The sequence below is a fragment of the Amycolatopsis sp. NPDC026612 genome, assembly GCF_040638285.1.
GTDB lineage: Bacteria > Actinomycetota > Actinomycetes > Mycobacteriales > Pseudonocardiaceae > Amycolatopsis.
This window is the reverse complement of record NZ_JBEZYB010000037.1, coordinates 54,225-77,971: the sequence shown is the minus strand read 5'-3', so window position 1 is coordinate 77,971 and position 23,747 is coordinate 54,225. Positions and strand designations below refer to the sequence as shown.

The following is a 23,747-nucleotide window of genomic DNA, read 5'->3' as shown; positions in this document are numbered from 1 at the left end:
GCCCGGACGAGGTCGACGGTCACCGAGATGACCACGACGTTCGCGACCGTGCCGATCCCGGGCCGCTGGCGGCACGACCAGCCGCGGGAGACTCAGGAGGCCGCGGCCGGGTGCACCGCCACGGTCGCGGCCTTCACCGACAGCGTCACCGCCGAGCCGGGCTCCAGGGCGAGCTCGGCCACGGCGGCCGGGGTGAGGTCGGCGGTGAGGCCGTGGGCCCAGCCGTCGCCCTCGGCCCGGAGCCGGATCACCGGCCCGTGCGGCTCCAGGGCCGCGACGACGGCGTCGGTGGTGTTGCGCGGGCTGCCGCGGTGCTCGCCGTCGTGCGGGTAGACGGCGACGGCGTTGGGCGGGAACACCGCCACCGCGGGCTCCCCCGGCACCACGTCGGCCGCCGGGAGGCCGCTGACGACCTCGCCGGACGCCGTCCGCAGCCCTTCGGTGACCGCGGTGCCGGCGACGAGGTTGAGGCCGGCGATCCGCGCGGTGAACGCCGTCCGCGGGGCGGAAAGGACTTCGCGGGTCGGGCCGCGTTCGACGATCCGGCCGCCGTTCAGCACCGCGACTTCGTCGGCGAGCGCGAGCGCGTCCAGCGGGTCGTGCGTGACGAGCACGGTCGTCGGCCCGGTCTTGAGCACCCGCCGCAGCAGACCGCGGATCGACGGCGCGGCGTCGACGTCGAGGGCGGCGAACGGCTCGTCGAGCAGCAGCAGCTCCGGCTCGGCGGCCAGGGCCCTGGCGATGGCGACGCGCTGGGCCTGGCCGCCGGACAGCTGCCCCGGCCGCCGGTCGGCCAGCGGAACGGCGTCGACCTCGGCCAGCCAGTAGTAGGCGCGCTCCCGCGCGGCGCGACGGCCGGCGCCGGTCGAGCGGGGCGAGAAGGCGACGTTGTCCGCCGCGGACAGGTGCGGGAAGAGGAGCGCGTCCTGGGAGAGCAGCCCGATCCCGCGGCGGTGCGGCGGCACGCCGGCCAGGGCCCGGCCGGCCACCATGATCTCCGCCGACACCGGCGTGATCAGCCCGGCGAGGCAGCCCAGGACCGTCGACTTGCCGGAGCCGTTCGGGCCGAGCAACGCCAGCACGTGCCCGGTGGGCACCTCGACGTCGACGTCGAGGTCGAACGAGCCGCGCACGGCGGTGATCCGGGCCGCGAGGCTCACCGGAGGCCGCCTTCCCAGGAGCGCGGCCGCGCGACGGCGATCACGACGACGGCCACGGCGATGAGCAGCAGCGACAGGGCGACGGCGCTGTCGATGTCCACCTGGGCCTGCGTGTAGACCTCGAGCGGGAGGGTGCGGGTGACGTCTTCGAGGCTGCCCGCGAAGGTGATCGTGGCGCCGAACTCGCCGAGCGCGCGGGCGAAGCTGAGGACGACGCCGGAGCCGAGCGCGGGCAGCAGCAGCGGCAGCGTGACCCGGCGGAACACCGTCCAGGGGCGCGCGCCGAGCGTCGCGGCGACCTGCTCGTAGCGGTCGCCGGCGCCGCGCAGCGCGCCTTCGAGGCTGACCACGAGGAACGGCATCGCGACGAACGTCTGCGCGATGACCACGGCGGTCGTGGTGAACGCGACGGATTCCCCGGTCAGCGCGGTGATCAGGATGCCGAGGAAGCCCTTGCGGCCGAGCAGGTAGAGCAGCGCGAGACCGCCGACGACCGGCGGCAGGACCAGGGGCAGCAGCACGATCGAGCGCAGCAGCCGGACGCCGGCGAACCGGGCCCTGGCGAGCACGACGGCCAGCGGCACGCCGAGCAGCACGCAGGCCACCGTGGACAGCGCGGCGGTGACCAGTGACAGCCGCAGCGCGTGCAGTGCCGACGGCGAGACGATGAGCGACGGCAGCCGGGTCAGGTCCGTGCGGACCAGCAGCCCGGCGACCGGCAGCACCACGAGCGCCAGCGCGAGTGCGGCCGGCACGCCCAGCACCCACGGCACGCGCGAGTGGCCGGCCGGGGCGGCACCCCGCCGGCCACTCGCGGGACGGCTACTGCGCAGAACCGAACCCGGCCTTCGTCAGCTCGTTCTTGCCCTGGGCGCCGACGACGAACTCTTCGAACTGGTGCGCCAGGTCGGCCTGACCGCCCTTGACCGTGGCGATCGGGTAGCTGTTGATCGCCTGAGCCGCCTCGGGGAAGTCGACCTTGTCGGCCTTGCCCGCGGCCGAGGTGACGTCGGTGACGTAGACCAGGCCCGCATCGGCGTCACCGGACAGGACCTTGTTCAGCACCTGCTTGACGTCCTGTTCCTCGCTCTTCGGCTTGAGCGTGACGCCGGTGGCCGTCTCGACCTTCTTCGCCGCCGCACCGCACGGCACCTGCGCGGCGCAGGTGATCACGGTCAGATTGGGCTTGTTCAGGTCGGCGAACGACTTGATGCCCTTGGGGTTGCCCGGCGCGACGGCGATGGCCAGCTTGTTCGTGGCGAACACGGTCGCCTGGCCGTCGACCACGCCGCCCTGGACGGCCTTGTCCATGGTCGCCTGGTCGGCGGAGGCGAAGACGTCGGCCTTCGCCCCGTTGTCGAGCTGCTGCTCCAGGGTGGAGGAGCCCGCGAAGCTGAACTTCACGGTGACCCCGGCGTGCTGGGCTTCGAACTCCTTGCCGAGCGCGGTGAACGACTCGGTGAGCGACGCGGCGGCGAACACGGTCAGCGTGCCGCCGGCGGTGTTCGCGGCCCCCTTGGGCGCGGGCGCGGTGACGGACGCGCCGCCGGTCTTCGTGCTGGGCTGGTCCGAGCTGCTGCACGCCCCCGCGAACAGCGCGACGGCGGCCACGACGAGAGCGAGCTGTGACAACCGGGGGCTTCGCCGCCCGGACCCCCGAAAAGCGAGGTTGTTCATCGACTTCCTTCCGGTGTTTCCACCACGACAGTGGTGGCCTTGACCACCGCGACCGCGAGCACCCCCGGGCGCAGGCCCAGCTCGCGGACGGCTTCCGTACTCATCAGGGACACCACGCGGTGCGCCCCGCACTGCAGTTCCACCTGGGCCATCACCTTGTCGGCGATCACCTCGGTGACCAGCCCCACGAACCTGTTGCGGGCGGACCGGCCGACCGCCGACGGGTCGTCGGGCGCGGTGGCCTGCGCCCGGGCGAACCCGGCCAGCTGGGCGCCGTCGACGACCTTGCGGCCGACGGCGTCGTCGGTCGCGGTCAGCTGCCCCGCGCGCACCCACCTCCGGACGGTGTCATCACTGACCCCGAGCAGGCGTGCGGCCTCGGACAACCGAAATTGCGGCATGCCGCAGACATTATCTCCGCAGTTGAGGAAAAGCTACGCAGGGCGTGAATCACCCATGACTTCGGCGCGCACCTGATCGAGGATGACATTCTGATAACGCTCGATCACTTTTCGCTCGGCCGGGGAGAACTGTGCGAGCTGCTCGCGAAGGGCGTCGAAGGCCGACTCGAACAGCGGCGCGAAGCGCTCGTGCGCCCCCGGCACCACCTCGACGAGAACCTTGCGGCGGTCCTCGGTGTCGCGCACGCGCCGGACCAGGCCGACTTTCTCCAGCCGGTCGATGACGCCGGTGACCGCACCCGTGGACAGGCCGGTCAGCTCGGCGATCCGGCCGGCGGTGAGCGGCCCACCTACCTGGATGACCAGGTCGAACGTCTTGTGGTCGGTGCCGGACAAGCCCATCCGCTCGGCGATCCGCGCGTGCCGCAGGACGGTGAACGTGCTGCCTTGGCGACCCAATTCCGCAAAGCGGAGAAGTTCCTCTTCGGTGACCGGGTAAGTCTTTTCCGTCACGAGCCCTGCTCCCGGCACGTTGGTTCACTCACTGAACAACTCTCGGCGCAAAGTATCCTAGCGAGCTTTGCGCAGCTACTCTGGGCGTAATGACAGCAGTGGATCTCGGGTTTCCTCGCGTTCCCGGCACACGAGGGTCTTCTCGCGTGCCCCGGCCCGAGAATCCCCACCTCATCGACACCTTCGGCCGGGTGGCCACCGATCTGCGGGTCTCCCTGACCGATCGGTGCAACCTGCGCTGCACCTACTGCATGCCCGCGGAGGGCCTCGACTGGATGCCCGGCGAGCAGGTGCTGACCGACGACGAGCTGATCCGGCTCATGCGGATCGCCGTCGAGCAGCTCGGGATCACCGACATCCGCCTCACCGGCGGGGAACCGCTGCTGCGGGCGGGCCTCGAAGACCTCGTCGCGCAGATCACGGCGCTGGCGCCCCGGCCGCGGTTGTCCATGACCACCAACGGGATCGGCCTGGCCAAGCGCGCAGCCGGGCTCGCCGCGGCCGGCCTGGACCGGATCAACGTCTCGCTCGACACCGTCGACCCCGAGCTGTTCAAGACCATCACCCGCCGCGACCGGCTCTCGCACGTCCTGGCCGGGCTGGCCGCGGCGCGGGACGCCGGGATGGACCCGGTGAAGGTCAACGCCGTGCTGATCCGCGGGCTCAACGAGACCGAAGCCGTGCCGCTGCTGAAGTTCTGCCTCGCCGAGGGCTACCACCTGCGGTTCATCGAGCAGATGCCGCTGGACGCCCAGCACGGCTGGAACCGCGGCGAAATGATCACCGCGGCCGAGATCCTCGAGATGCTGGGCGCGGAGTTCGCGCTGACGCCGTTCCCCGTCGCGCGGGGCGGGGCGCCGGCCGAGCGCTGGCTGGTCGACGGCGGCCCCGGCGACGTCGGCGTGATCGCGTCGGTCACCCGGCCGTTCTGCTCGGCCTGCGAGCGGACGCGGCTGACCGCGGACGGCGCGGTGCGCTCCTGCCTGTTCAGCAACGACGAGACGGATCTGCGGTCCCTCGTGCGCGCGGGCGCGCGCGATGAGGAGGTAGCGGACGCCTGGCGGGCGACGATGTGGGGCAAGCTCGCCGGCCACGAGATCAACGACGCCGGGTTCGCGCAGCCGATCCGGCCGATGAGCGCGATCGGCGGTTGAGATGGCGACCCTGACCATCGTGGTGCGGTACTTCGCGGCGGCCCGGGCCGCCGCGGGCCTGGAAGAGGAGAAGGTGCAGCTGCCCGACGGCGCGTCGGTCGCCGACGCGGTGGCCGAACTCCGCCGCATCCACCCGGCGGACTTGCCGCGGGTCCTCGACGCGGTCAGCTACCTGCTCGACGGCATCGCGGTCCGCGACCTCTCCCGCCGCCTGACGGACGGCGCCGAGCTGGACGTCCTCCCCCCGTTCGCGGGCGGCTGACCCACCTCACGCACCCGACCAGCCACCTCACGTCCCCAGTCGGACGACTCGCGTACCCAGCCGTCCACCCAGGAACGCGAGTTCGCCTTTCCTGTATTTCGGGGACCGCTCGGGTACGGGCGGGGACCGCTCGGCGACGGCTGTTTCCGGGCTTCGGCGTGGCGCGTCACCGGATCCGGGGTGTTCGCGAGAAGCTGAGCGCGGGCGGCCACCACGCCTTCGGTGACCCGTTTCGCCTGGTCCGTCGCCCTGCGTGGGCCTCGGCGAGCGAGGACGGCAGTCAATGTCGCTCCGACCGGGGCACGAAACCGCACGAACAGGTGGGACCGTTGTGACTCCCGGGGCACCTGGGGCTGCATTGTCAAGTCTGGCGAAGCGCCGGCAGTGGTCATAAGATGCGCGCTTCAATCGCGCACCCGACCGCGCGAATGGTCCATTCGCCACGTGAAACACGTGATGCAAGCCTCACGATCCGTGTTTTATCTCGGGGAGGAAACGAGCAGATAACGGCTCGCTGACCTGCGCAAACGGGCATATCGACAGGGGTTGCGGGTCGTTACTGTGACGTAGGTCACGCCCCGAATAATTTCCGATCACGGCTCTCGTTACGTACCGTCGCTTTTCGGTTGGCCCCGACCAACCGACGCACGACCGGGAATCCGTAGCGCCTAGCCCTGTCCAACGGATCCCCGGACCCATACCCCGAGCGAAAGCATTTCCGGACAGGGACGAGGGGACGACGAAGACGCGCCGTGCGTCGGACTCGTCTGCCGGTCTGAGACGGCCGGCGCCAGGACCCCGATCCTGACCCTCACCACAGGTTCGTAGGCGCTGGGAAACCGAGAAGCAGCCAAATGTCTTACCGAGGCAAGCACCGCAAGATGTCCGCCGCCACCCGCACCGTCGCTCGCGTCGCCATCGCGGGCATCGCGGTCGGCGCTCCCCTCGCGATCGCCGCGACCCCCGCGTCGGCGACCAACTGGGACGCCATCGCGCAGTGCGAGAGCAGCGGCAACTGGAACACCAACACCGGCAACGGCTACTACGGCGGCCTGCAGTTCACGCAGAGCACCTGGAAGGCCTACGGCGGCACCGGCAGCGCGGCGAACGCTTCCCGCGAGGAGCAGATCGCCGTGGCCGAGCGCGTCCTGCAGGGTCAGGGCATCCACGCGTGGCCGGTCTGTGGCAGCAAGGGTGGCGGCGGTTCCGCGGCCCCCAAGGCCACCGGCAAGACCACCAAGAAGGTGACCCCGCAGAAGAGCACGACCGTCGCCCCCAAGAAGAAGGCGGCGGCGCCGGCTCCGGCCGCCCCCGCGGCGACCGGCGTGAGCAGCTCGAACCCGTCGGGTAACTACACCGTCGTGGCGGGCGACACGCTCTCCAAGATCGCCAAGCAGTTCAACGTCCAGGGCGGCTACCAGAAGCTGCAGGACCTGAACGCGAAGTACATCCCGAACGCGGACCTGATCCTCGTCGGCCAGAAGATCGCCACCAAGTGACGATCACGCAGTGATGCGCGAGTCCGGCCTCGAGCCGTGACGACAACAGCCCTCCACCGCCGATCCCCCGGGCGGTGGAGGGCTGTTGTCCGTTTGCGCTCTCCGAGGTGGGCCGCGGCCCTGAGCGCCTCCTGACGCGCCTGAAGTGACCGCCCGGGCATCGGAACACGTCCTGACGTCCTCCGTCGCCGCTCGGGCCTCCTACGGCCCTTTTCGGCCTTCGCCGCTCACCGTCGACGACCACCGGGTCACGGCGGTCCGGATCACGGCGAGTTGACCCATTCGTCCGTGCCGTCGGTGAAGTGCTGGTGCTTCCAGACCGGCAGCCGGGCCTTGACCTCGTCCACGAGCTCCGAGCACGCCGCGAACGCCTGCCCGCGGTGCTCCGCCGCCACGGCGCACGCCAGCGCGACGTCACCGATCGTCAGCGGCCCCAGCCGGTGGCTCACGGCCACCGCGCGGACGCCGGTCCAGCGCGCCGACAGGTCCGCGACGACGTCCGCGATCACCTGGCCCGCGCTCGGGTGACCCTCGTAGGTCAGCTCCCGGACGCCCTTGCCGCCGTCGTGGTCGCGGACCACCCCGGAGAACGTCACGACCGCGCCCGCCGCGTCGTCCTCGACCAGCCGGGCGTGCTCCTCGACCGACAGGACGTCCTCGGTCACCAGCGCCCGCGCCACGCGCACCTCGGGCTTTTCGGGGGTCCGGGTGGCGAAGCCCCCGGCTTCGAGCGAAGCTCCGGTTGTCACCTCGGGCTTTTCGGGGGTCCGGGTGGCGAAGCCCCCGGCTCGGAGCGAAGCTCCGGTTGTCACAGCGCCTGGGGCCACGGGCCGCGGGTGGTCACCGCCCGCCAGCTGGTCGACCGCGTGCTCCAGGATGCCGTCCAGCACGCCCAGGCCGTCCTTCACGCCGCCGCTGGAGCCCGGGAGGTTCACGACGAGGGTCTGCCCCGCCACACCCGCGACACCGCGGGACAGCACCGCCGTCGGCACCTTCGGCAGGCCGGCGGCGCGGATGGCGTCCGCGACGCCCGGCAGCTCGTGGTCCAGCACCGCGCGGGTGACGTCCGGGGTGCGGTCGGTCGGCGAGATGCCGGTCCCGCCCGTGGTGAGGACCACGGCGACGCCGTCGGCCAGCGCGGCACGCAGCGCGACGCCGACCGGATCGCCGTCCTGGACGACGACCGGCGCCGGCACGTCGTACCCGCGGTCCGCCAGCCAGGCGGCGATCACCGGGCCGGTCTTGTCCTCGTAAACGCCCTTCGCGGCGCGGTTGGACGCCACGATCACCCGCGCGCTGCGGTTCACGGCCGCTCCCAGGTTCCGGTCTTGCCGCCGTCCTTGCGGAGCAGGCGGACCTCGTCCAGTGTCGCCGCCGGGTCGACGGCCTTGATCATGTCGTGCAGCGTCAGCCCGGCGACCGCCACCGCGGTCAGCGCCTCCATCTCGACGCCGGTGACGTCGGTCGTCTTGGCCGTCGCTCGGATGCCGACCTCGGTCTCGCCGAGTGCGAACTCGACCTTGACCCCGGACAGCGCGATCTGGTGGCACAGCGGGATCAGCTCGGGCACCCGCTTGGCACCCATGATCCCCGCGATGCGCGCGGTGGCCAGCGCGTCACCCTTGGGGAGGCCGTCGGTGGCCAGCAGCCGGAGCACCTCGGCGGTGGTCCGCACGGTCCCGGCCGCGAGCGCGGTGCGCGCGGTGGCGGTCTTGCCGGAGACGTCGACCATCCGCGCGGCACCGGTCTCGTCGACGTGGCTGAGTTCACTCACCCGGCGAGGCTACTTCCGGATCAGCGTTCCGCGCGCACGGCCTTCCGGACCGCGTCGGCGACCGCGGGCGCCACGGCGCTGTCGAACACGCTCGGCACGATGAACGACGCGTTGAGCTTGCCGTTGTCGACCACGTCGGCGATCGCGTCGGCCGCCGCCAGCAGCATGCTGTCGTCGATGTTGTGCGCGTGCGCGTCCAGGAGGCCGCGGAAGACACCCGGGAAGGCCAGGACGTTGTTGATCTGGTTCGGGAAGTCGCTGCGGCCGGTCGCGACGACGGCGGCGTGCTTCTGCGCTTCCAGCGGGTCGATCTCCGGGTCCGGGTTCGCCAGCGCGAAGACGACCGCGTCCTTGTTCATCGTGGCGACCTGCTCGGCGCCGAAGAGGTTCGGCGCGGAGACGCCGATGAACACGTCGGCCCCCTCCAGCGCCTGGTGCAGGGTGCCGCTGACCTGCTGCTTGTTCGTGTGCGACGCGATCCAGGCCAGGTTGTCGTCGAGGTTGCCGCGCGCGGAGTGCACGATGCCGTCGATGTCCGCGGCGACGATGTCGCCCGGGTTCTTCTGCAGCAGCAGGCGGATGATCGCCGAGCCGGCGGCGCCGACGCCGCTGATCACGATCTTGCAGTCCTCGATGTTCTTCTTGACCACGCGCAGGGCGTTGCGCAGCGCGGCGACGACGACGATCGCGGTGCCGTGCTGGTCGTCGTGGAACACCGGGATGTCCAGCTGCTCGCGCAGCCGCTTCTCGATCTCGAAGCAGCGCGGCGCGGCGATGTCCTCGAGGTTGATCCCCGCGTACACCGGCGCGATCGCCTTGACGATCTTGATGATCTCCTCGGTGTCCTGGGTGTCCAGGCAGACCGGCCAGGCGTCGACGTCGGCGAACTTCTTGAACAGCGCCGCCTTGCCCTCCATCACCGGCAGCGCGGCGGCCGGGCCGATGTTGCCGAGGCCGAGCACCGCGGAACCGTCGGTGACGACGGCGACGGTGTTGCGCTTGATGGTCAGCCGGCGCGCGTCCTCGGGGTTCGCGGCGATCGCCTGGCAGACGCGGGCGACGCCCGGGGTGTAGGCGCGGGAGAGGTCGTCACGGTTGCGGAGCGCGACCTTGGGCGTGACCTCGATCTTGCCGCCGAGGTGGATCAGGAACGTCCGGTCGGAGACCTTGCGGACCTTGACGCCGGGCAGCGAGTCGAGCGTCTGCGTGATGTCGTTCGCGTGGTTCTCCGACAGCGCGTTGGCACTGATGTCGACCACGATCGAGTCGGAGTGGGACTCGACGACGTCGAACGCGGTCAGCACGCCGCCGACGCGGCCGACGGCGGTGGTCAGGTCACCGGCCGCGGTGGACGAGGCCGGGGCCTCGACCCGGACGGTGATCGAATATCCGGGACCGGGAACCGGCATGGCACTACCCCCGCGTGGGAAAGGTGGGCTGGGACGGGAGGAAACCTACTCCCGTGACCGCCCTCACCAGGCCCCCATACCGGTACTGACCAGTAACAACAGGGTCAGCGGTTGATCTCGGTCTCCGGGTGCACGTAGGGCACCGTGTCGAGGGGGAAGGTGACGTCGCCGAACGGCGACAGCGCGCCCTGGCGGTCGGCCGCGAGCTCCGTCACGGGGTGCTCGCCGTCCTCGCCCGGCCAGGTCGGGTCGATACCCTTGTGCTTCTTCTCACCCTTGGCCACAACGTCCTCCACAGCCGTTCTTCGGTCTTGGAAGGACAGTCTGCCTCAGCCTGAGCGGCCGATCTCAACCGCCCGGTATCCTGGTCTTCTATGCCCGCGACCTCTTTGGCGGACTGGCTGCGAGCGGAGTCCGACGGCGCAGTCGCAGAACTGCTCCGCACGCGGCGCGACCTGTCCACGCCCCCGCCCTCCGACAGCACGGTGCTGGCCACCCGGGCCGGCACGCCGGGCTCGGTCGCGCGCGCCTGCGAAGACCTCGACACCTTCACCCTGGCCGTGCTCGAAGCGTGCCTGCTGGCCGGCGCCGACCGCGATCCGGTGCCGGTCGAAGACGTCGCGAAGCTGGTCGGCACCGACATCGCCGCGCCGCTGGCCCGGCTGCGCGCGCGGGTCCTGATCTGGGGCCCGGACGACGCGCTGCGCGTGCCGCCCGCGGCCAGGGAGGCGCTCGGGCCGTTCCCGGCCGGGCTGGGCACGGCGTCGCCGTCGCTCGCCGGCGAGGACCTCGAGGCGCGGCTCGCCGAGCTGTCCGACGACGAACGCGGCGTGCTGAACGCCCTCGCCGCCGGCCCGCCGATCGGCCGGACCCGCGACGCCGGGCTGGACCACTCGCTCGGGAAGGCCGAGACGCCGGTGCAGAAGCTGCTGGCCCGCGGCCTGCTGCTGCGGCGCGACGACCAGACCGTCGAACTGCCGCGCGAGCTCGGCATCGCGGTGCGCGGCGGGGTGTTCAGGCCGGGCACGCTCACCGAGCCCGAGCTGCCGGTCCACCGGCACCAGCCGGCCACTTTGGACGAAGCGGCGGCCGGCGAGGCGATGGAGTTCCTGCGCCACACCGAAGCCCTGCTGCGCGCGTGGTCGGCCGCGCCGCCGCCGGTGCTGAAGTCCGGCGGCCTCGGCGTCCGGGAGCTGAAGAAGCTCGCGAAGGACCTGGAGATCGGCGACACCCAGGCGATCCTGCTGGCCGAGCTGGCCGTGGGCGCCGGGCTCGTCGCGGACAGCGAAGCGACCGTGCCCGAGTGGGTGCCGACGACGCTGACCGACTCGTGGCTCGCGTCGCCGACCGCGCAGCGCTGGATGACGCTCGCCCAGGCGTGGCTGGAGCTGCCGCGGCTGCCGGGGATGGCCGGCGGGCGCGACGGCAAGGACAAGCCGATCGCGCCGCTGTCGGAGGAGCTGCGCCGCCCGCTCGCGCCGGTCGCGCGGCGGCGGATCCTCGCCGCGCTGGCCGACCTCCCCCCGGGTGCGGGGGTGAAGAGCGTCGACGAGCTCGTCGCGGTGCTGGCCTGGCGGGCCCCTCGCCGTGGCGGGCGGCTGCGGGACGAGACCGTCCGCTGGACGATGGCCGAGGCGTCGGCGCTGGGGATCGCCGGGCTCGGCGGCGTCACGACGGCGACGCGGGCGCTGCTCGCCGACGACCGGCCGCGCGCGGTCGAGGCGATCCTGGACGCGCTGCCCGCGCCGGTGGACCGCGTGCTGCTGCAGGCCGACCTGACGGTCGTCGCGCCGGGGCCGCTGGAGCCGGAGCTGGCGGCGGAAATCTCGGCCGTCGCCGACGTCGAGTCGGCGGGGCACGCGACGGTCTACCGGATCACCGAGGGCTCCGTGCGGCGGGCGCTGGACACCGGGCGCACGGCCGACGAGCTGCACGCGCTGTTCAAGGCGAAGTCGGCGACGCCCGTCCCGCAGGGGCTGAGCTACCTGATCGACGACGTCGCCCGGCGGCACGGACGGCTGCGCGGCGGCGTCGCGGCGGCGTTCCTGCGGTGCGACGACGAGGCCCTGCTGGCCGAGGTGCTGGCCCACCCGATCGCGGCGGAGCACGCACTGCGGCTCATCGCGCCCACGGTCGTGATCAGCCCGGACCCGCTGCACGAGGTCTTGGCCGGGTTGCGTGGCGCCGGCTTCGCCCCGGCCGCGGAGGGCCCGGACGGCCGGGTGGTCGACATCCGTCCCGACGGCCGCCGCCTGCCGGCGAAGGCCCGGGCGGCGCGCCGCAGCCCGGGCGAGCAGGCGGTGCTGACCGACGACCAGGCGGCCCGGATCGTCTCCAACCTGCGCGCCGGGGACGCGGCTTCGGCTCGACGGCGGGGTTCCGCGGTGCGGGCGCCGGTCGGTGGCGGCGCGGACACGTCGGCGACGCTGGAACTGCTGTCCCGCGCGACGCTGGAACGCCGTGAGGTGTGGATCGGGTTCGTGGACTCACGGGGGACGGCGAGCCAGCGCGTCGTGCGTCCCGTGCGCGTCGGCGGCGGGGTCCTCGAAGGCGAGAACAACGAGCGCTATTCGCTGCACCGCATCACCTCGGCCGCGATCGTCGAAGACTGACCCCGGAGGGCGGCCCGGCTTCTCCGGCTAGAGGGCGCGCAGGCCGGCCAGGACGCGTTCCATGAACTCGCGGGACGACCGGTCGCCGAGGATCAGCTCGGTCTGGTGGATCAGCACCAGGCCGATGTCGGCCATGTCGCCGACCAGCACCTTCACCACGCCCAGCGGCAGCCGCAGGTGCGCGGCGATCTCCGCCACGGACCGGGTGTCCAGGCACAGGTCGCAGATCCGGCGGTGCTCGACCGACCGGACCCCGCGGTAGCGGCGCCCGTCGTCGGACGTCGAGACCAGTGCCTCCAGCGCCAGGTTGTGGTCTGACCGCGTGCGCCCGCCCGTGCGGGTGTACGGGCGGACCCGCGACCCCGCCGACGCGACGGGTACCGGGGGCGCCACGCGGGCCGGCTCGTTCCAGCCAGGGTCCTCCCACGGTTCCGGGTGCGGGATCCAGCGGGTCTCCGGGTCCGGCGGCGGCGTCCAGCCGGCCGGCGGCGGCGGGCTCCACGCGGGTGGGGGCGCCGCGTGCGGCCGTGACACCGGTGCGGGCGGGCGCGGCGCCGGCGGACGGGGCGCGAGCGGACGCGGTGCGAGCGGGCGGGCCGCAAGCGGGCGCGACGCCGGCCCCGGGGATGTCGGCGGGTGGGCGGCCGGCGCGTGGGGCGCCGGTGCCTGCGGGTGGGGTGCCTGCGGGTGGGGTGCCTGCGGGCGGGATGGCGGCGCCGGGGGCCGCGGCGGGGCAGGCGGGCGCGCACCCCGTGGCGGCGTCCACGCCGGCTCCAGCGGCGGGGGCTCCGGCGCATAGGTCGGCTGGTCCTGCCACTCCGGCTCGACGGGGTCGTACCCGTCGTCGGCGAACTCCGGCGAACCCGTGCCCGGGTAGCCCCCGGACGTCGGGCGCACGTAGTCATCGTCATCGTCGTCGTCCGACGAGCCCCACTCGCGGGTGTCCTCGTCGGTGTAGCCCTGCGGATCCGGCTTCGGCCGTGCCGGCTTGCGCTTGGGCATGATCATCGACAGCGTCGACATGTCGAACTTGCTCGGCGAATCGAAACCCTCGCGCTCGGTGCCGCGGTGCAGGGCGTCCCAGCCGCTGGAGTCCGGATCGTCGAAGCCCGAAATCCTCATCTCGCCCTACCCACGCACGCCGCCTTGGAGCTGCGCGCGCAGCTCGGGGGTGAGCTGCTGGCCGACGCGCTCGACGAGCAGGGTCATCTCGTAGGCGACCGTGCCGATGTCACACGTCGGTGCGGCCAACACCGCCAGCGACGAACCGTCCGAAACGGACATCAAGAACAAGTAGCCGCGCTCCATCTCCACCACGGTCTGGTTGACACCGCCCGCTTCGAAGCAGCGCGCGGCTCCCGCCGTCAAGCTGATCAGCCCCGACGCGACCGCCGAGAGCTGCTCGGCACGCTCCTGGGGCAGCCCTTCCGACGGCGCCAGGAGCAACCCGTCCGCGGACACCAGAACGGCGTGCGCGGCGCCGGGTACCCGGCGCACGAAATCCGTGATGAGCCAGCCGAATGTGCCCTGGCCGGAAGCCGTCACTCCTGCTCCTCCTTGCTCGTGCGGCGCCGCCTGCCGCACCCCGGAGCGCCCGGCACGGCCGGTCGGCGACGCCACGGTAAAGCGTATTCGCACCGCCGGCGGTGTCGAGCCCGCCACCGGCAGACCGCTGCGCACCCTACGTGTGCACCCGGCAGCGCTCCGCGCCGACCCGGTCCGCCACCCCCGTCCGGGGGGCACGCCACGCCGTTGCCCGCGATCCCCACCCGCGAGGCGTCCGCGCAGGTCAGCCGGGGCACCGACAGCCCCGGCGGGTGCCGCCGTCCCCGACGTCACCGAACCGCGCGGGCCGGCTCCTCCTCCAGACGGTACCGGTACTCCCCGAAGTGGGTGAAGCACGCGGAGTTCACTCCAACGGCCGCATCCGGCTCGGGGCGTCATCGGCTATCCCGCGCGCAACGCCGAATCGTGCGCGATCGCGTGCTGGACGACCGAGATCAGCACCTGCTTCGCGGATTCGCGCTCCCGCGCGTCGCACGCCATGATCGGCACCGACGGCGCGATGGTGAGCGCGTGCCGGACGTCCTCGATCTGGTGGTGCAGCAGCCGGTCGAAGCAGTTGATGGCCACGACGTAGGGCAGCTTCCGGTTCTCGAAGAAGTCGATCGACGGGAACGCGTCGGCCAGCCGCCGCGTGTCGACCAGCACGACCGCGCCGATGGCGCCGACCGCGAGGTCGTCCCACATGAACCAGAACCGGTGCTGACCCGGGGTACCGAACACGTACAGCACCAGGTCCGAGTCCAGCGAGATGCGCCCGAAGTCCATCGCCACGGTGGTGGTGGTCTTGTTGGGCGTGGCCGAGGTGTCGTCGTGTCCGACGCTCGCCTCGGTCATCATGGCCTCGGTGGTCAACGGGTCGATCTCGGAGATCGCTCCGACCATGGTTGTCTTCCCCGAACCGAACCCGCCGGCGACCACGATCTTGGCCGACGAGGTCGGACCCGTCACCTGCGGCGCGTTCGCGTCGGAGTCAAATTCTCCGAAGCCCACTGAGCACCCTTTCCATGAACTCGATACTCGGGCGGTCGCCCACGGTCGTGCTGCTGGAGTGCACCAGCACCAGCCCGAGACCCGCCACGTCACCAATCAACACCCGCACCACGCCCAGCGGCAGCCGCAACAGCGCCGCCACCTCGGCCACCGACCGGGTGTCGAGACAAAGGTCGCAGATCGACCGGTGCTCGGGCACCCGGACCCGGTCGAGCATCCGGCCCTGTTCACTGGTCGAGATCAGCGCCTCGATGGCCAGGTCGAGGGTCGCCTTCGTCCGGCCCCGGGTCCGGAAGTACGGCCGGACCAGGCCCGAGGTCTCCATCTCGGTCGGCGGCGGCGGCTCGTCGACGTACTCCTGCTGGGACTGCCTCGGCAGCGCCGCGGCCAGTTCGCCGGAGTCCGGCCCCGGCGAGTAGTCGCGCTCGGTGCTGTACGCGGCGAACTCGTGCGCGTCGTACAACGGCCCGCTCGAACCGCCGAACAGCTCCGCGCCCGGCCCGCCGAGCAGCCGGTCACGGTACTCCGTGCCGCCGCCGATCGGGCCACCCGCGATCGGCCGGATCGGTTCCTGCCCGGCGTTGCTGTCGGTCAGCCAGTTCGGTGGTTCCCGCACGGGGTCGCTGTCGGAAGCCTGCACCCGCCGTGCCCGCCACTCACGGTCGACGCGGTCCCGGAACGACTGCCAGTCCTCCCGGCCGTCGTCCGGTTGTTCGGACCACCCGCCGGAGAAGTCGTCACCGAGCCGGCCATCACCCCTCAAGCGCCCGTCGTCCACGGCTCTCTCCTCGGTTCCCAGGTCCTCAGCGGCGAACTGCCGAACCCTGCAGTTGCGCCCGCATCTCCGGAGTCAGCTGCTGGCCGACCCGCTCCACCAGCAGGGTCATCTCGTAGACGACCAGGCCGATGTCACTTTCCGGCGATCCCAGCACCGCCAGACACGAACCGTCGGAAACCGACATGAGGAAGAGGAAACCGTTCGCCATTTCGACCACGGTCTGCGCCACCGTGCCGCCCTCGAACACCTTGGCCGCACCGCGCGCGAGGCTGGTCAGCCCCGACGCGACCGCGGCCAGCTGGTCCGCACGGTCCTTCGGCAGACCCCGTGAGGCCGCCAGGAGCAGGCCGTCGGCCGACACCACGACCGCGTGGGCCGCGCCGGGCACCCGGTGCACGAAATCCGTGATCAGCCAAGCGAAGCTGCCGGCATTGTTCGCCTTGGCATGCGCTTGGCCGTTCGGCTGCGCGGAGCCACCCGGCTGCATTGCACCCGCCCGTGTCACTTTCACTCCTCACTGCTGTCTGTGGTGTTGCCACGCCCCGGAACCCCGCTGCCTTCCAGCCGCTCGTCGGCCGGGAGTTCCTTCAAGGCGTGCCGTCCCGAGGTGTAGCCCCGTTGGAAGCTTGCCATCCGGCTCCGCGCCGCGGACGCCGAGCGGGTGATCGCACCCGTTCCGGGCATGCCTGCCCCGGCGTCCGCGAAGTTGTTCTGCGCCGGTGCCTCGGGCGTGGAGCTCGGGGTGTTGATCGATCCCGGCACCAGGTAGGCGTTCGGGATGCGCTTGGGCAGCCCGGCCGGGGTGATCTCCTCGTTCTTGGACTCCAGCAGCGACTGCGCTGCCTGCCAGCCGTCGTCGGAGGCGCTGTGCCAGCCGTCGTCGGGCGGGAGGAGCGGGTGCCGGGTCGCCGCGGTCGGCTGCAGCTCGTCCGGAGCAGGCTCGGCCGGTTCGGCCGGCGCGGGCGGTGCAGCCGGCACGGGTGGCGCGGACAGCTCGTCGTAACCGGTGAGCGGCGGCAGATGGGGATCTTCGCGCTCGCTCTGCGCCGGCACCGGGTCGGCTGCCGCGTCGTCGCCCTCACTGAACCAGCGTGACAGCACCGACTGGTAGATGGGCAACCGCCGGGTGGGTACATCGTCCTCGAGCGCCGACGAGCCGACCTCGGGCGCGGGCGGCGGCGCCGGTGGCGGCTCCGGCGGCACGAACTTCGGCTCCCGCTTGGGCAGGACCAGCGGCGCGAACTGCGTGTCGTTGGCGCGCGAGCTGGCGCCGTCGCCGTTGGTCGACGGGGCCAGCGGCGCCAGGTCCTCGGCGGTCGGCCAGGCAGGCGTCTCCGGCTTCGGCAGCTCCGGCGACAGGAACGGGCCCGCCGCGCGGCCGCCGCTGACCAGGTCGTCCAGGCTGATCGGCTGGTCGAGGGGGACCAGGCCGCCCTGGTTCGGCACGGGCTGGTGCACCGGCGGTGGCGGCGCCGAAGGCGGCGGCGGGGTCTGCGCGAACGTCTGCGTCTGGTCGAAGTCCGAACGCGCGGCCGGGATCGGGATGCTCGGCATCGACATCGACGTCTCGGAGCGGTTCGCCGGCAGCGGGGTCTGCCGCTGCATGCCCGGGCGGAGCTGGGTCAGCAGCTCGGCCGGGACGACGACGCGGGCGATCACGCCGCCCTCGATGTCCTCGTTCTCCCGCAGCCGGACCTCGATGCCGTGGCGCTTGGCCAGCCGCGAGACCACGTACAGACCCATCCGCCGGGTCACCGACACGTCCAGGTCCGGCGGGTCGGCCAGGCGCGCGTTGACCTCGGCCAGCCGCTCCTCGCTCATGCCGACACCGTGGTCGGTGACCTGGATGGCCAGCGCCTTGCGACGGGTCACCACCGCGCGGACGATGACCTTCGTCTCCGGCTCGGAGAAGTAGGTCGCGTTGTCGAGCAGCTCGGCGAGGACGTGCACGAGGTCGTGGATCGCGAGGCCCTGGACCGCGACGTCGGGCACGATGCCGACCTCGATCCGGGCGTACTGCTCGATCTCGGACACCGCGGCGCCGATGACGTCGGCGGCGGGCACCGGCTTGGGCACCGACTTCGCCAGGCCGGCGCCGGAGAGCACCAGCAGGGACTCACCGTTGCGCCGCAGCCGCGTCGCGAGGTGGTCGAGCTCGAACAGGCTGGCCAAGTGGTCCGGGTCCTGCTCGTCGGCCTCGAGGCGGTCGATGACGCCGAGCTGGCGTTCCACCAGCCGCTGCGACCGGCGGGACAGGTTCACGAAGATGCCGTTGACGTTCTCGCGCAGGAGCGCCTGCTCGGCGGCCATCTTGACGGCCTGTTCGTGGACGATGTCGAACGACCGCGCAACCTCGCCGATCTCGTCGCGCGAGGTGACGGGTACCGGCTGGACGGCCTTCTTCGAGGCGCCGACCGGGTCCGGGTCGTCGAGGATCGCCTGCACGGTCTCCGGCAGCCGGGTGTAGGCGATGTCCAGCGCGCTCTTCCGCAGGATCCGCAGTGGGCGCAGCATGAGGCGGGCGACGACGAGCATCAGGGCGATCGCGGCGGCCAGGGCCGCGAGGACCACGGCACCGCCGATCCAGGCCGAGTTGACCGCCGCCGTGGCGAGGTCGTCGGCGCGGGTCTTGAGCTGGGCCAGCAGGTTCGACTCGACCGCGTGCAGCTTGTCGGCCGACACGGTGCTGTCCTTGCCGAGCGCCGTGGTGTCGAGGGTCGGGATCGTGCCCTGCTGGGCCAGGGAGAACGCCGTGGTCTCGATCCGGCGCCGGTCGTCGACCTCCGGGCCGGAGTAGGTGTCGTTGTAGAGCTGGCGCTGGTCGTCGTCGGCGTTCGCGAGGAAGGACGCGACGGAGGCGTCGGCGCTGGACGCCGAAGCGCGCGTCTGGTCCAGCAGGTCGCCGGGGAAGCTGCCGCGGAACGCGGCGATCTGCAGCTGGGCGTCGGAGCGGGTGGTGAACTCCTTGGCCTCGCTGATCGCCTGCGTGCTCGTGCCCAGGCGCAGCACGTCCCGGTCGGTGACCGCGGTGGTCACCTCGCGGCCGAGCTCGATGAGCGAGTCGAGGATGCCCGAGTAGGCGGTGAGCACGGTGATGTCGGGCAGACCGGCGTTGAACGCCGCCCGCAGCGGGCGCAGCGCGTCGAGGCGCTGGAGACCGCGGGTGTAGCGGTCCTTGGTCGCCTGGTCGTCGTAGTCGAGGCCGTTCGCCGCGTTGCGGAGGTCGGCGACCTCGCGGTCGACCTTGGCGATCTCCGCGTCGAGGCCGGTCTGCAGCAGCGCGTTCGACGAGGCGATCCGCGCGACGGCCAGCGAGCGCTCGTTCTGCAGCTCGTGCACCACTGTGGTCACCTTGACGGCGAACGCGACCTGGTCGGCGGTGCGCTGGAACTCGGCCGCCTGGCGGGCGTCGTCGATCACGCGCACCGCACCCAGCGCGAGCGCGGTCAGGGTGGGGATGATCAGGACCGCGGCCAGTTTGGACCGCAGCCGCCAGTCGCGCATGCCGGAGAACAGCCCGGCTCTCCGGCCCGGATCCGCTCCGGATGACTGCGCAGGGGCCCCTCCCACCCCCGCGGTGTCTTCGTTCGGCACCGCCGCACCACCATCGTCGTTCGTGCTCGTGAAAGCCTGGTCGGTCCAGCGCCCGCCAGGGCGCATCGGGTTCTCCTCAGCCACTCGTCTGCACGCTCCCGGTGCTCCGGCGCTCCGGTCCAGCGGAAGGAGCCCAGCGCAAGACGGTACCCGTACGGGTGAAAAGATCGTCTTCGGTGTTGGCCCTGGGGGTTCCTGAACCCCGTCCGGGCGGACGGAATCGGTTCAGCTCGAGCATCACGGTCGGGTCCCTGCGCTGGTCCTGCATCGGTCTGTTGGTTCGGCCTAGCCCACCGGCGCGGTGGCTGTGCCCGGCCAGGCAGTGGTCATTGCGGGAAAGATTCTCTCAGGAAAAGCACAGTGTGTGCTGGTACACCGAAGTGGATCGTCTTGATCGGCCATCCAGGCACTCTCTCTCACTACATCGGAGGTTGATACCTCCCCGCAGGTGCAGAGGGTAGCGAACGGCCGGGGAAGATGTAACCCTCCCGACAGGACCCGCTGGATGTTGCACAGCGTTCGCTCAGCCGACACACAGCTGGTCATCGCTCATTCGAGATCTTGACTCTACGCTGGGTAAACGGTTACGGCGAGTGGAGCAGCGGGTCTAGACCAGAGGCCGAAAGAGTGACGTGCGCCACTCTGTCGGGTAGTGATTCCACCCATTGTGAGCAACCCGTCACGTCTCTACAGTGGCCCGCGTGACTTCTGAGAATGAGTCACGCACTTCCAACGGAATCGGTTCCCGAACCGTCACTTTCTTCAAGGAGCAGGCCTTGCTTGGAAACGCCATGAGCAGTGGCCGGGTTCGCACTCGCCGCGCCGCGCTCGGGCTCGCCCTCACCGTCGCAGCCGTCACAGCCCTCAGCGGCTGCAGCGCGCTCGGCTCGGACGACTCGAACGCCTCGTCGAACGGAGGCGGCCTGGAGAAGTCGAAAATCAAGGTCTCGATCATGCCGACCACGGACCTCGCCCCGTTCTGGCTGGCCCAGGACGGCGGTTACTTCAAGGCCGAGGGCCTCGAGGTCGAGCAGCTCATCGCCAAGAGCGGCCAGGAGTCGATGACGAAGGCGATCTCCGGCGAGGCCGACATCGCGCTTTCGACCTACACGCCGTTCTTCATCGCCAAGAGCAAGGGCGCCGCGGACATCCAGCTGGTCGCGGACGGCACGTCGGTGAACGCGAAGAGCAACGCGATCGTCACCGTGCCGACCTCGTCGGTGAAGACGGTCAAGGACCTCGAGGGCAAGCGCATCGCGATCACGGCCACGAACACCGCGTCCGACATCCTCACCAAGTCCGTCATGAAGGACCACGGCGTCGACTTCAGCACGGTCAAGTGGGTGCAGCTCCAGCTCCCGAACATGGCGGCGGCGCTGAGGGACAACCAGGTGGACGCGGCCTACATGCCGGAGCCGATGCTCTCGCAGGCGGCGAAGACCGTCGGCGCGACGCCGGTCATCGACATCAACACCGGCGCCAGCCAGGACTTCCCGCTGACCGGCTACGGCTCGACGACGAAGTGGGTGCAGGCCAACCCGAAGACGCTCGCGGCCTTCCAGCGCGCGATGAAGAAGGCCACCAGCGACGCGCTCAACGACCGCTCCAAGGTCGAGCCGCTGCTGGTCAAGTACGCGAAGATCGACGAAGACACGGCCAAGCTGCTCACCCTGCCCGGGTACGGCTCCACCTTGGACGCCCGGCGCCTCCAGCGCGTCCCGGACCTGCTGCTGCAGATGGGCGTCATCACCAGCAAGGTCGAAGCCGCGCCGATGATCGCCCCGCAGGCGACCAGCTGACGTGAAGAAGCTGCTCCGCGGCTTGGCCGGCCTGGCCGGCTTCCTCCTGTTCTGGGAGGCGGTCGTCCAGGTCGGCCTGGTCAGTAAGGATTTCACGCCACCGCCGAGCGTCGTCCTCGTCACCGTCGCGGACCTCCTTGGCGATCCCGAGTTCATCCGCGACATCGTCGCCACGATGCTGGCCTGGCTGATCGCCATCGCCATCGCCATCGCCATCGGCGTGCCCGCCGGGCTGCTGCTGGGCAGCGTTCCGGCGCTGCGCAACGCCACCGCCGCGATCGTGGAGTTCCTCCGCCCGATCCCGGTCACCGCGCTCGTTCCCCTGGTGCTGCTGGTGATCGGCTCCGGTCCCGACGCGAAGATCAGCCTCGCGGTGTACGCCTCGCTGTGGCCGATCATGTTCAACACGATCTACGGCATGGGCGAGATCGACCCGGTGCTGATGGAGACCGCACGCGCGTGCAGGACCAGCCGGTTCCGCATCCTGTCGTCGGTCGCGTTGCCGCAGACCGCGCCGTTCGTCTTCACCGGTGTCCGGCTGTCGGCGACCATCTCGCTGATCGCCGTCGTCAGCGTCGAGTTCCTGGCCGGTTCCCAGGTCGGCCTCGGCAGCTTCATCCTGGTGTCCAGCACCGGTTCGGTCCGGTTCGACCTGGTCCTCGCGGGCACGGTGGTGGCGGGGGCGCTGGGCTACCTGATCAACGAAGGCCTCGACCAGCTGGGCAAGCGGCTGTTCCGGTGGAGCACGGTGGACCGGGAGGCCCTCGCATGACGACCGCGACCCTTTCCGGCCGGGTGGGCCGGCGTGCCGTCCGCGGTGCCACGGCCATCGTCCGCAACTGGCTGCTCTTCGCGATCCTCGTGGTGGTCTGGGAGTTCGCCGCCCGCGCGGGCGGCAGCAAGTTCTTCCCCCCGCCGACCGAGATCGCGGTCGCCGCCGCGAAGCTGTGGTTCACCGGGCCCGCGTCGCACCTGTTCCTCACCGACACGGTGTTCGACAACGTGTTCCCCAGCCTCGGCCGGACGCTCGGCGGCTGGGCGCTGGCCGCGGTCGTCGGCATCGCCCTCGGCATGCTGCTCGGCCGGTCGGCGACGGCGATGGACTACTTCGGCCCGCTGTTCGCGTTCTTCCGCTCGATCCCGCCACCCACGCTGATCCCGGTGTTCGCGGTGCTGTTCGGGCTGAGCTCGGGCATGCAGATCGGGTCGATCATCTTCGGCTCGGTGTGGCCGGTGCTGCTCAACACGGTCGACGGCGTCCGCTCGGTCGACCAGGTGAAGGTGGAGACGGCGCGGTCGATCCGCACGCCCAAGCGGTACTGGCTCGCGATGGTGGTGCTGCCCGCGGCGGCGCCGAAGATCTTCGCCGGGCTGCGGGTGAGCCTGTCGATCTCCCTGCTGCTGATGGTCGTCTCCGAGCTGGTCGGCGCCTACAACGGCATCGGCCGGTCGCTCATGAACGCCCAGCAGGACTTCGAGTTCCCGACCATGTGGTCCTGGCTGGTGCTGCTGGGCATCCTCGGCTACGCCTTCAACACGATCTTCCTGGCCGCGGAGCGGCGGGTGCTGGCCTGGCAGCCGGCCCGCCTCGGCCGCGACTGACGCTTCGAAAGGCCTCTCCCATGTCCACCATGCTCGAAGTGTCCGGTCTCAGTCACACCTACGGCAGCGGGGCCAAGGCGCACACCGCGGTGAACAACCTGTCGTTCACCGTCGAGGCCGGTCAGCTCGCCAGCATCGTCGGCCCGTCCGGCTGCGGGAAGTCGACACTGCTGCGCTGCGTCGCCGGGCTCACCCCGTCGACCGAAGGCACCGTCAGCCTGCACGGCGACCGCGTCTCCGGGGTGCCGGACGACCTGGCCGTCGTGTTCCAGGACTACAGCCGTTCGCTGTTCCCGTGGCTTTCGGTGCAGAAGAACGTCGAGTTCCCGTTGCGGTGGCGGCCGATCTCCCGCGCGGAGCGGCGGTCGCGGGCGGCCGAAGCTCTCGACCAGGTCGGCCTTTCCGGGGTCGGCGGGAAGTACCCGTGGCAGCTGTCCGGCGGCATGCAGCAGCGGGTGTCGATCGCCCGCGCGCTGGCCAGCCGTCCGGCGCTGCTGCTGATGGACGAGCCGTTCGCCTCGGTCGACGCCCAGACGCGGTTCGAGCTGGAGGACCTGACCCGGCGCGTGCAGCGCGAACAGGGCAGCACGATCCTGGTCGTCACCCACGACATCGACGAGAGCGTCTACCTGTCCGACCGGGTGCTGGTGCTGTCGAAGTCGCCGGCGTCGATCGTGGCGGACCTGCCCGTCGGCCTGCCCGCCGAGCGCGACCAGATCACCACGCGCGAGTCGGCGGAGTTCGTGACGCTGCGCGGCGAAGTGGCACGGCTGCTGCACGGCGGCACCCCGGTGGAAGCCGCCACGGCCGCGTCCGACGCCGCCGAGTGGGAACTGGCCGAGCGGGCTTCGGACGTCACGGAAAGCAAAACCCGGAGCTGATCGCTCACCTGGTCCACAGTGGACCAGATGAGCAGGTGCGTCGCCATGGGCAGCGCCGTCGCCGCCGGCGAATCGC

The 23,747-nt window shown here is 71.5% G+C and carries 23 protein-coding genes; 8 read left to right on the top strand and 15 right to left on the bottom strand.

Features of this window, described 5'->3' with window-relative positions; all coding sequences use genetic code 11:
- Nucleotides 1-92: 92 nt before the first annotated feature.
- The 5 genes from AB0F15_RS28455 to AB0F15_RS28435 are packed head-to-tail and all read right to left on the bottom strand — an operon-like array spanning nt 93 to nt 3,751.
- The gene (locus AB0F15_RS28455) at nt 93-1,160 is read right to left on the bottom strand and encodes an ABC transporter ATP-binding protein (protein ID WP_360276576.1); all 1,068 of its coding nucleotides are present in this window, start codon (nt 1,158-1,160) and stop codon (nt 93-95) included.
- Nucleotides 1,157-1,924 (bottom strand): ABC transporter permease, encoded by a 768-nt coding sequence (locus tag AB0F15_RS28450; protein WP_360276582.1) that lies wholly within the window; start codon nt 1,922-1,924, stop codon nt 1,157-1,159. The genes AB0F15_RS28455 and AB0F15_RS28450 overlap by 4 nt, the downstream gene beginning before the upstream one ends.
- 58 nt (nt 1,925-1,982) lie before the next feature.
- Complete coding sequence (gene modA, locus AB0F15_RS28445) at nt 1,983-2,792, bottom strand: molybdate ABC transporter substrate-binding protein (protein WP_360276574.1); 810 nt, start codon at nt 2,790-2,792, stop codon at nt 1,983-1,985.
- Between the two features lie 41 nt (nt 2,793-2,833).
- Nucleotides 2,834-3,238, bottom strand: coding sequence for a TOBE domain-containing protein (locus AB0F15_RS28440; protein ID WP_360276571.1), 405 nt, complete (start codon nt 3,236-3,238; stop codon nt 2,834-2,836).
- 33 nt (nt 3,239-3,271) lie between these two features.
- Nucleotides 3,272-3,751: a MarR family transcriptional regulator gene (locus AB0F15_RS28435; RefSeq protein ID WP_360276579.1), complete on the bottom strand. Its 480-nt coding sequence runs from the start codon at nt 3,749-3,751 to the stop codon at nt 3,272-3,274.
- A 146-nt stretch (nt 3,752-3,897) separates the two neighbouring features.
- Here AB0F15_RS28435 and moaA point away from each other — a divergent pair, with 146 nt between their 5' ends.
- The 3 genes from moaA (at nt 3,898) to AB0F15_RS28420 (ending at nt 6,666) form a co-directional block, all read left to right on the top strand.
- On the top strand, nt 3,898-4,905 hold the full coding sequence (moaA, locus tag AB0F15_RS28430) for a GTP 3',8-cyclase MoaA (RefSeq protein ID WP_360276568.1): 1,008 nt from the start codon (nt 3,898-3,900) through the stop codon (nt 4,903-4,905).
- Nucleotide 4,906: 1 nt separating this feature from the next.
- Nucleotides 4,907-5,167 carry a MoaD/ThiS family protein gene (locus AB0F15_RS28425; RefSeq protein ID WP_360276566.1) on the top strand — a complete coding sequence of 87 codons (261 nt, stop codon included), beginning with the start codon at nt 4,907-4,909 and terminating at the stop codon, nt 5,165-5,167.
- Between the two features lie 854 nt (nt 5,168-6,021).
- Nucleotides 6,022-6,666, top strand: coding sequence for a transglycosylase family protein (locus AB0F15_RS28420; RefSeq protein ID WP_360276563.1), 645 nt, complete (start codon nt 6,022-6,024; stop codon nt 6,664-6,666).
- A 263-nt stretch (nt 6,667-6,929) separates the two neighbouring features.
- Here AB0F15_RS28420 and AB0F15_RS28415 read toward each other — a convergent pair whose 3' ends face one another.
- The 4 genes from AB0F15_RS28415 to AB0F15_RS28400 form a co-directional block, all read right to left on the bottom strand.
- Nucleotides 6,930-7,973, bottom strand: coding sequence for a molybdenum cofactor biosynthesis protein MoaE (locus AB0F15_RS28415; RefSeq protein WP_360276561.1), 1,044 nt, complete (start codon nt 7,971-7,973; stop codon nt 6,930-6,932).
- The gene (gene moaC / locus AB0F15_RS28410) at nt 7,970-8,440 is read right to left on the bottom strand and encodes a cyclic pyranopterin monophosphate synthase MoaC (RefSeq protein WP_360276558.1); all 471 of its coding nucleotides are present in this window, start codon (nt 8,438-8,440) and stop codon (nt 7,970-7,972) included. The genes AB0F15_RS28415 and moaC overlap by 4 nt, the downstream gene beginning before the upstream one ends.
- A 20-nt stretch (nt 8,441-8,460) precedes the next feature.
- Nucleotides 8,461-9,849 (bottom strand): NAD-dependent malic enzyme, encoded by a 1,389-nt coding sequence (locus tag AB0F15_RS28405; RefSeq protein ID WP_360276555.1) that lies wholly within the window; start codon nt 9,847-9,849, stop codon nt 8,461-8,463.
- A gap of 104 nt (nt 9,850-9,953) precedes the next feature.
- Nucleotides 9,954-10,133 carry a hypothetical protein gene (locus tag AB0F15_RS28400; protein WP_013230250.1) on the bottom strand — a complete coding sequence of 60 codons (180 nt, stop codon included), beginning with the start codon at nt 10,131-10,133 and terminating at the stop codon, nt 9,954-9,956.
- Between the two features lie 90 nt (nt 10,134-10,223).
- Here AB0F15_RS28400 and AB0F15_RS28395 point away from each other — a divergent pair, with 90 nt between their 5' ends.
- Complete coding sequence (locus AB0F15_RS28395) at nt 10,224-12,461, top strand: helicase-associated domain-containing protein (RefSeq protein WP_360276553.1); 2,238 nt, start codon at nt 10,224-10,226, stop codon at nt 12,459-12,461.
- A 27-nt stretch (nt 12,462-12,488) separates the two neighbouring features.
- Here the strand turns inward: AB0F15_RS28395 and AB0F15_RS28390 are convergent, their stop codons facing one another.
- The 6 genes from AB0F15_RS28390 to AB0F15_RS28365 form a co-directional block, all read right to left on the bottom strand.
- The gene (locus tag AB0F15_RS28390) at nt 12,489-13,583 is read right to left on the bottom strand and encodes a DUF742 domain-containing protein (RefSeq protein WP_360276550.1); all 1,095 of its coding nucleotides are present in this window, start codon (nt 13,581-13,583) and stop codon (nt 12,489-12,491) included.
- A gap of 6 nt (nt 13,584-13,589) precedes the next feature.
- On the bottom strand, nt 13,590-14,006 hold the full coding sequence (locus AB0F15_RS28385) for a roadblock/LC7 domain-containing protein (RefSeq protein WP_093949996.1): 417 nt from the start codon (nt 14,004-14,006) through the stop codon (nt 13,590-13,592).
- A 402-nt stretch (nt 14,007-14,408) separates the two neighbouring features.
- A complete protein-coding gene (locus AB0F15_RS28380) occupies nt 14,409-15,017 on the bottom strand; it encodes an ATP/GTP-binding protein (RefSeq protein ID WP_285986767.1) in 609 nt (202 codons plus the stop codon).
- A complete protein-coding gene (locus AB0F15_RS28375; protein ID WP_360276547.1) occupies nt 14,998-15,795 on the bottom strand; it encodes a DUF742 domain-containing protein in 798 nt (265 codons plus the stop codon). Before AB0F15_RS28375 ends, AB0F15_RS28380 begins: the two co-directional genes overlap by 20 nt.
- A gap of 25 nt (nt 15,796-15,820) precedes the next feature.
- Complete coding sequence (locus AB0F15_RS28370; RefSeq protein ID WP_013230256.1) at nt 15,821-16,282, bottom strand: roadblock/LC7 domain-containing protein; 462 nt, start codon at nt 16,280-16,282, stop codon at nt 15,821-15,823.
- 20 nt (nt 16,283-16,302) lie between these two features.
- On the bottom strand, nt 16,303-19,455 hold the full coding sequence (locus tag AB0F15_RS28365; protein ID WP_360276544.1) for a nitrate- and nitrite sensing domain-containing protein: 3,153 nt from the start codon (nt 19,453-19,455) through the stop codon (nt 16,303-16,305).
- 725 nt (nt 19,456-20,180) lie between these two features.
- On the opposite strand from AB0F15_RS28365, the gene AB0F15_RS28360 reads away from it, so the two are divergent.
- Genes AB0F15_RS28360 through AB0F15_RS28345 form a run of 4 tightly spaced genes read left to right on the top strand, consistent with a single transcriptional unit; the run spans nt 20,181 to nt 23,671 of the window.
- Complete coding sequence (locus AB0F15_RS28360; RefSeq protein WP_360276541.1) at nt 20,181-21,188, top strand: ABC transporter substrate-binding protein; 1,008 nt, start codon at nt 20,181-20,183, stop codon at nt 21,186-21,188.
- Between the two features lies 1 nt (nt 21,189).
- Nucleotides 21,190-21,960, top strand: coding sequence for an ABC transporter permease (locus AB0F15_RS28355; RefSeq protein ID WP_360276539.1), 771 nt, complete (start codon nt 21,190-21,192; stop codon nt 21,958-21,960).
- Entirely contained in the window at nt 21,957-22,790 is an 834-nt protein-coding gene (locus tag AB0F15_RS28350) for an ABC transporter permease (RefSeq protein WP_360276536.1), read from the top strand. Before AB0F15_RS28355 ends, AB0F15_RS28350 begins: the two co-directional genes overlap by 4 nt.
- A gap of 20 nt (nt 22,791-22,810) precedes the next feature.
- A complete protein-coding gene (locus AB0F15_RS28345; protein WP_360276533.1) occupies nt 22,811-23,671 on the top strand; it encodes an ABC transporter ATP-binding protein in 861 nt (286 codons plus the stop codon).
- Nucleotides 23,672-23,747 lie beyond the last annotated feature (76 nt).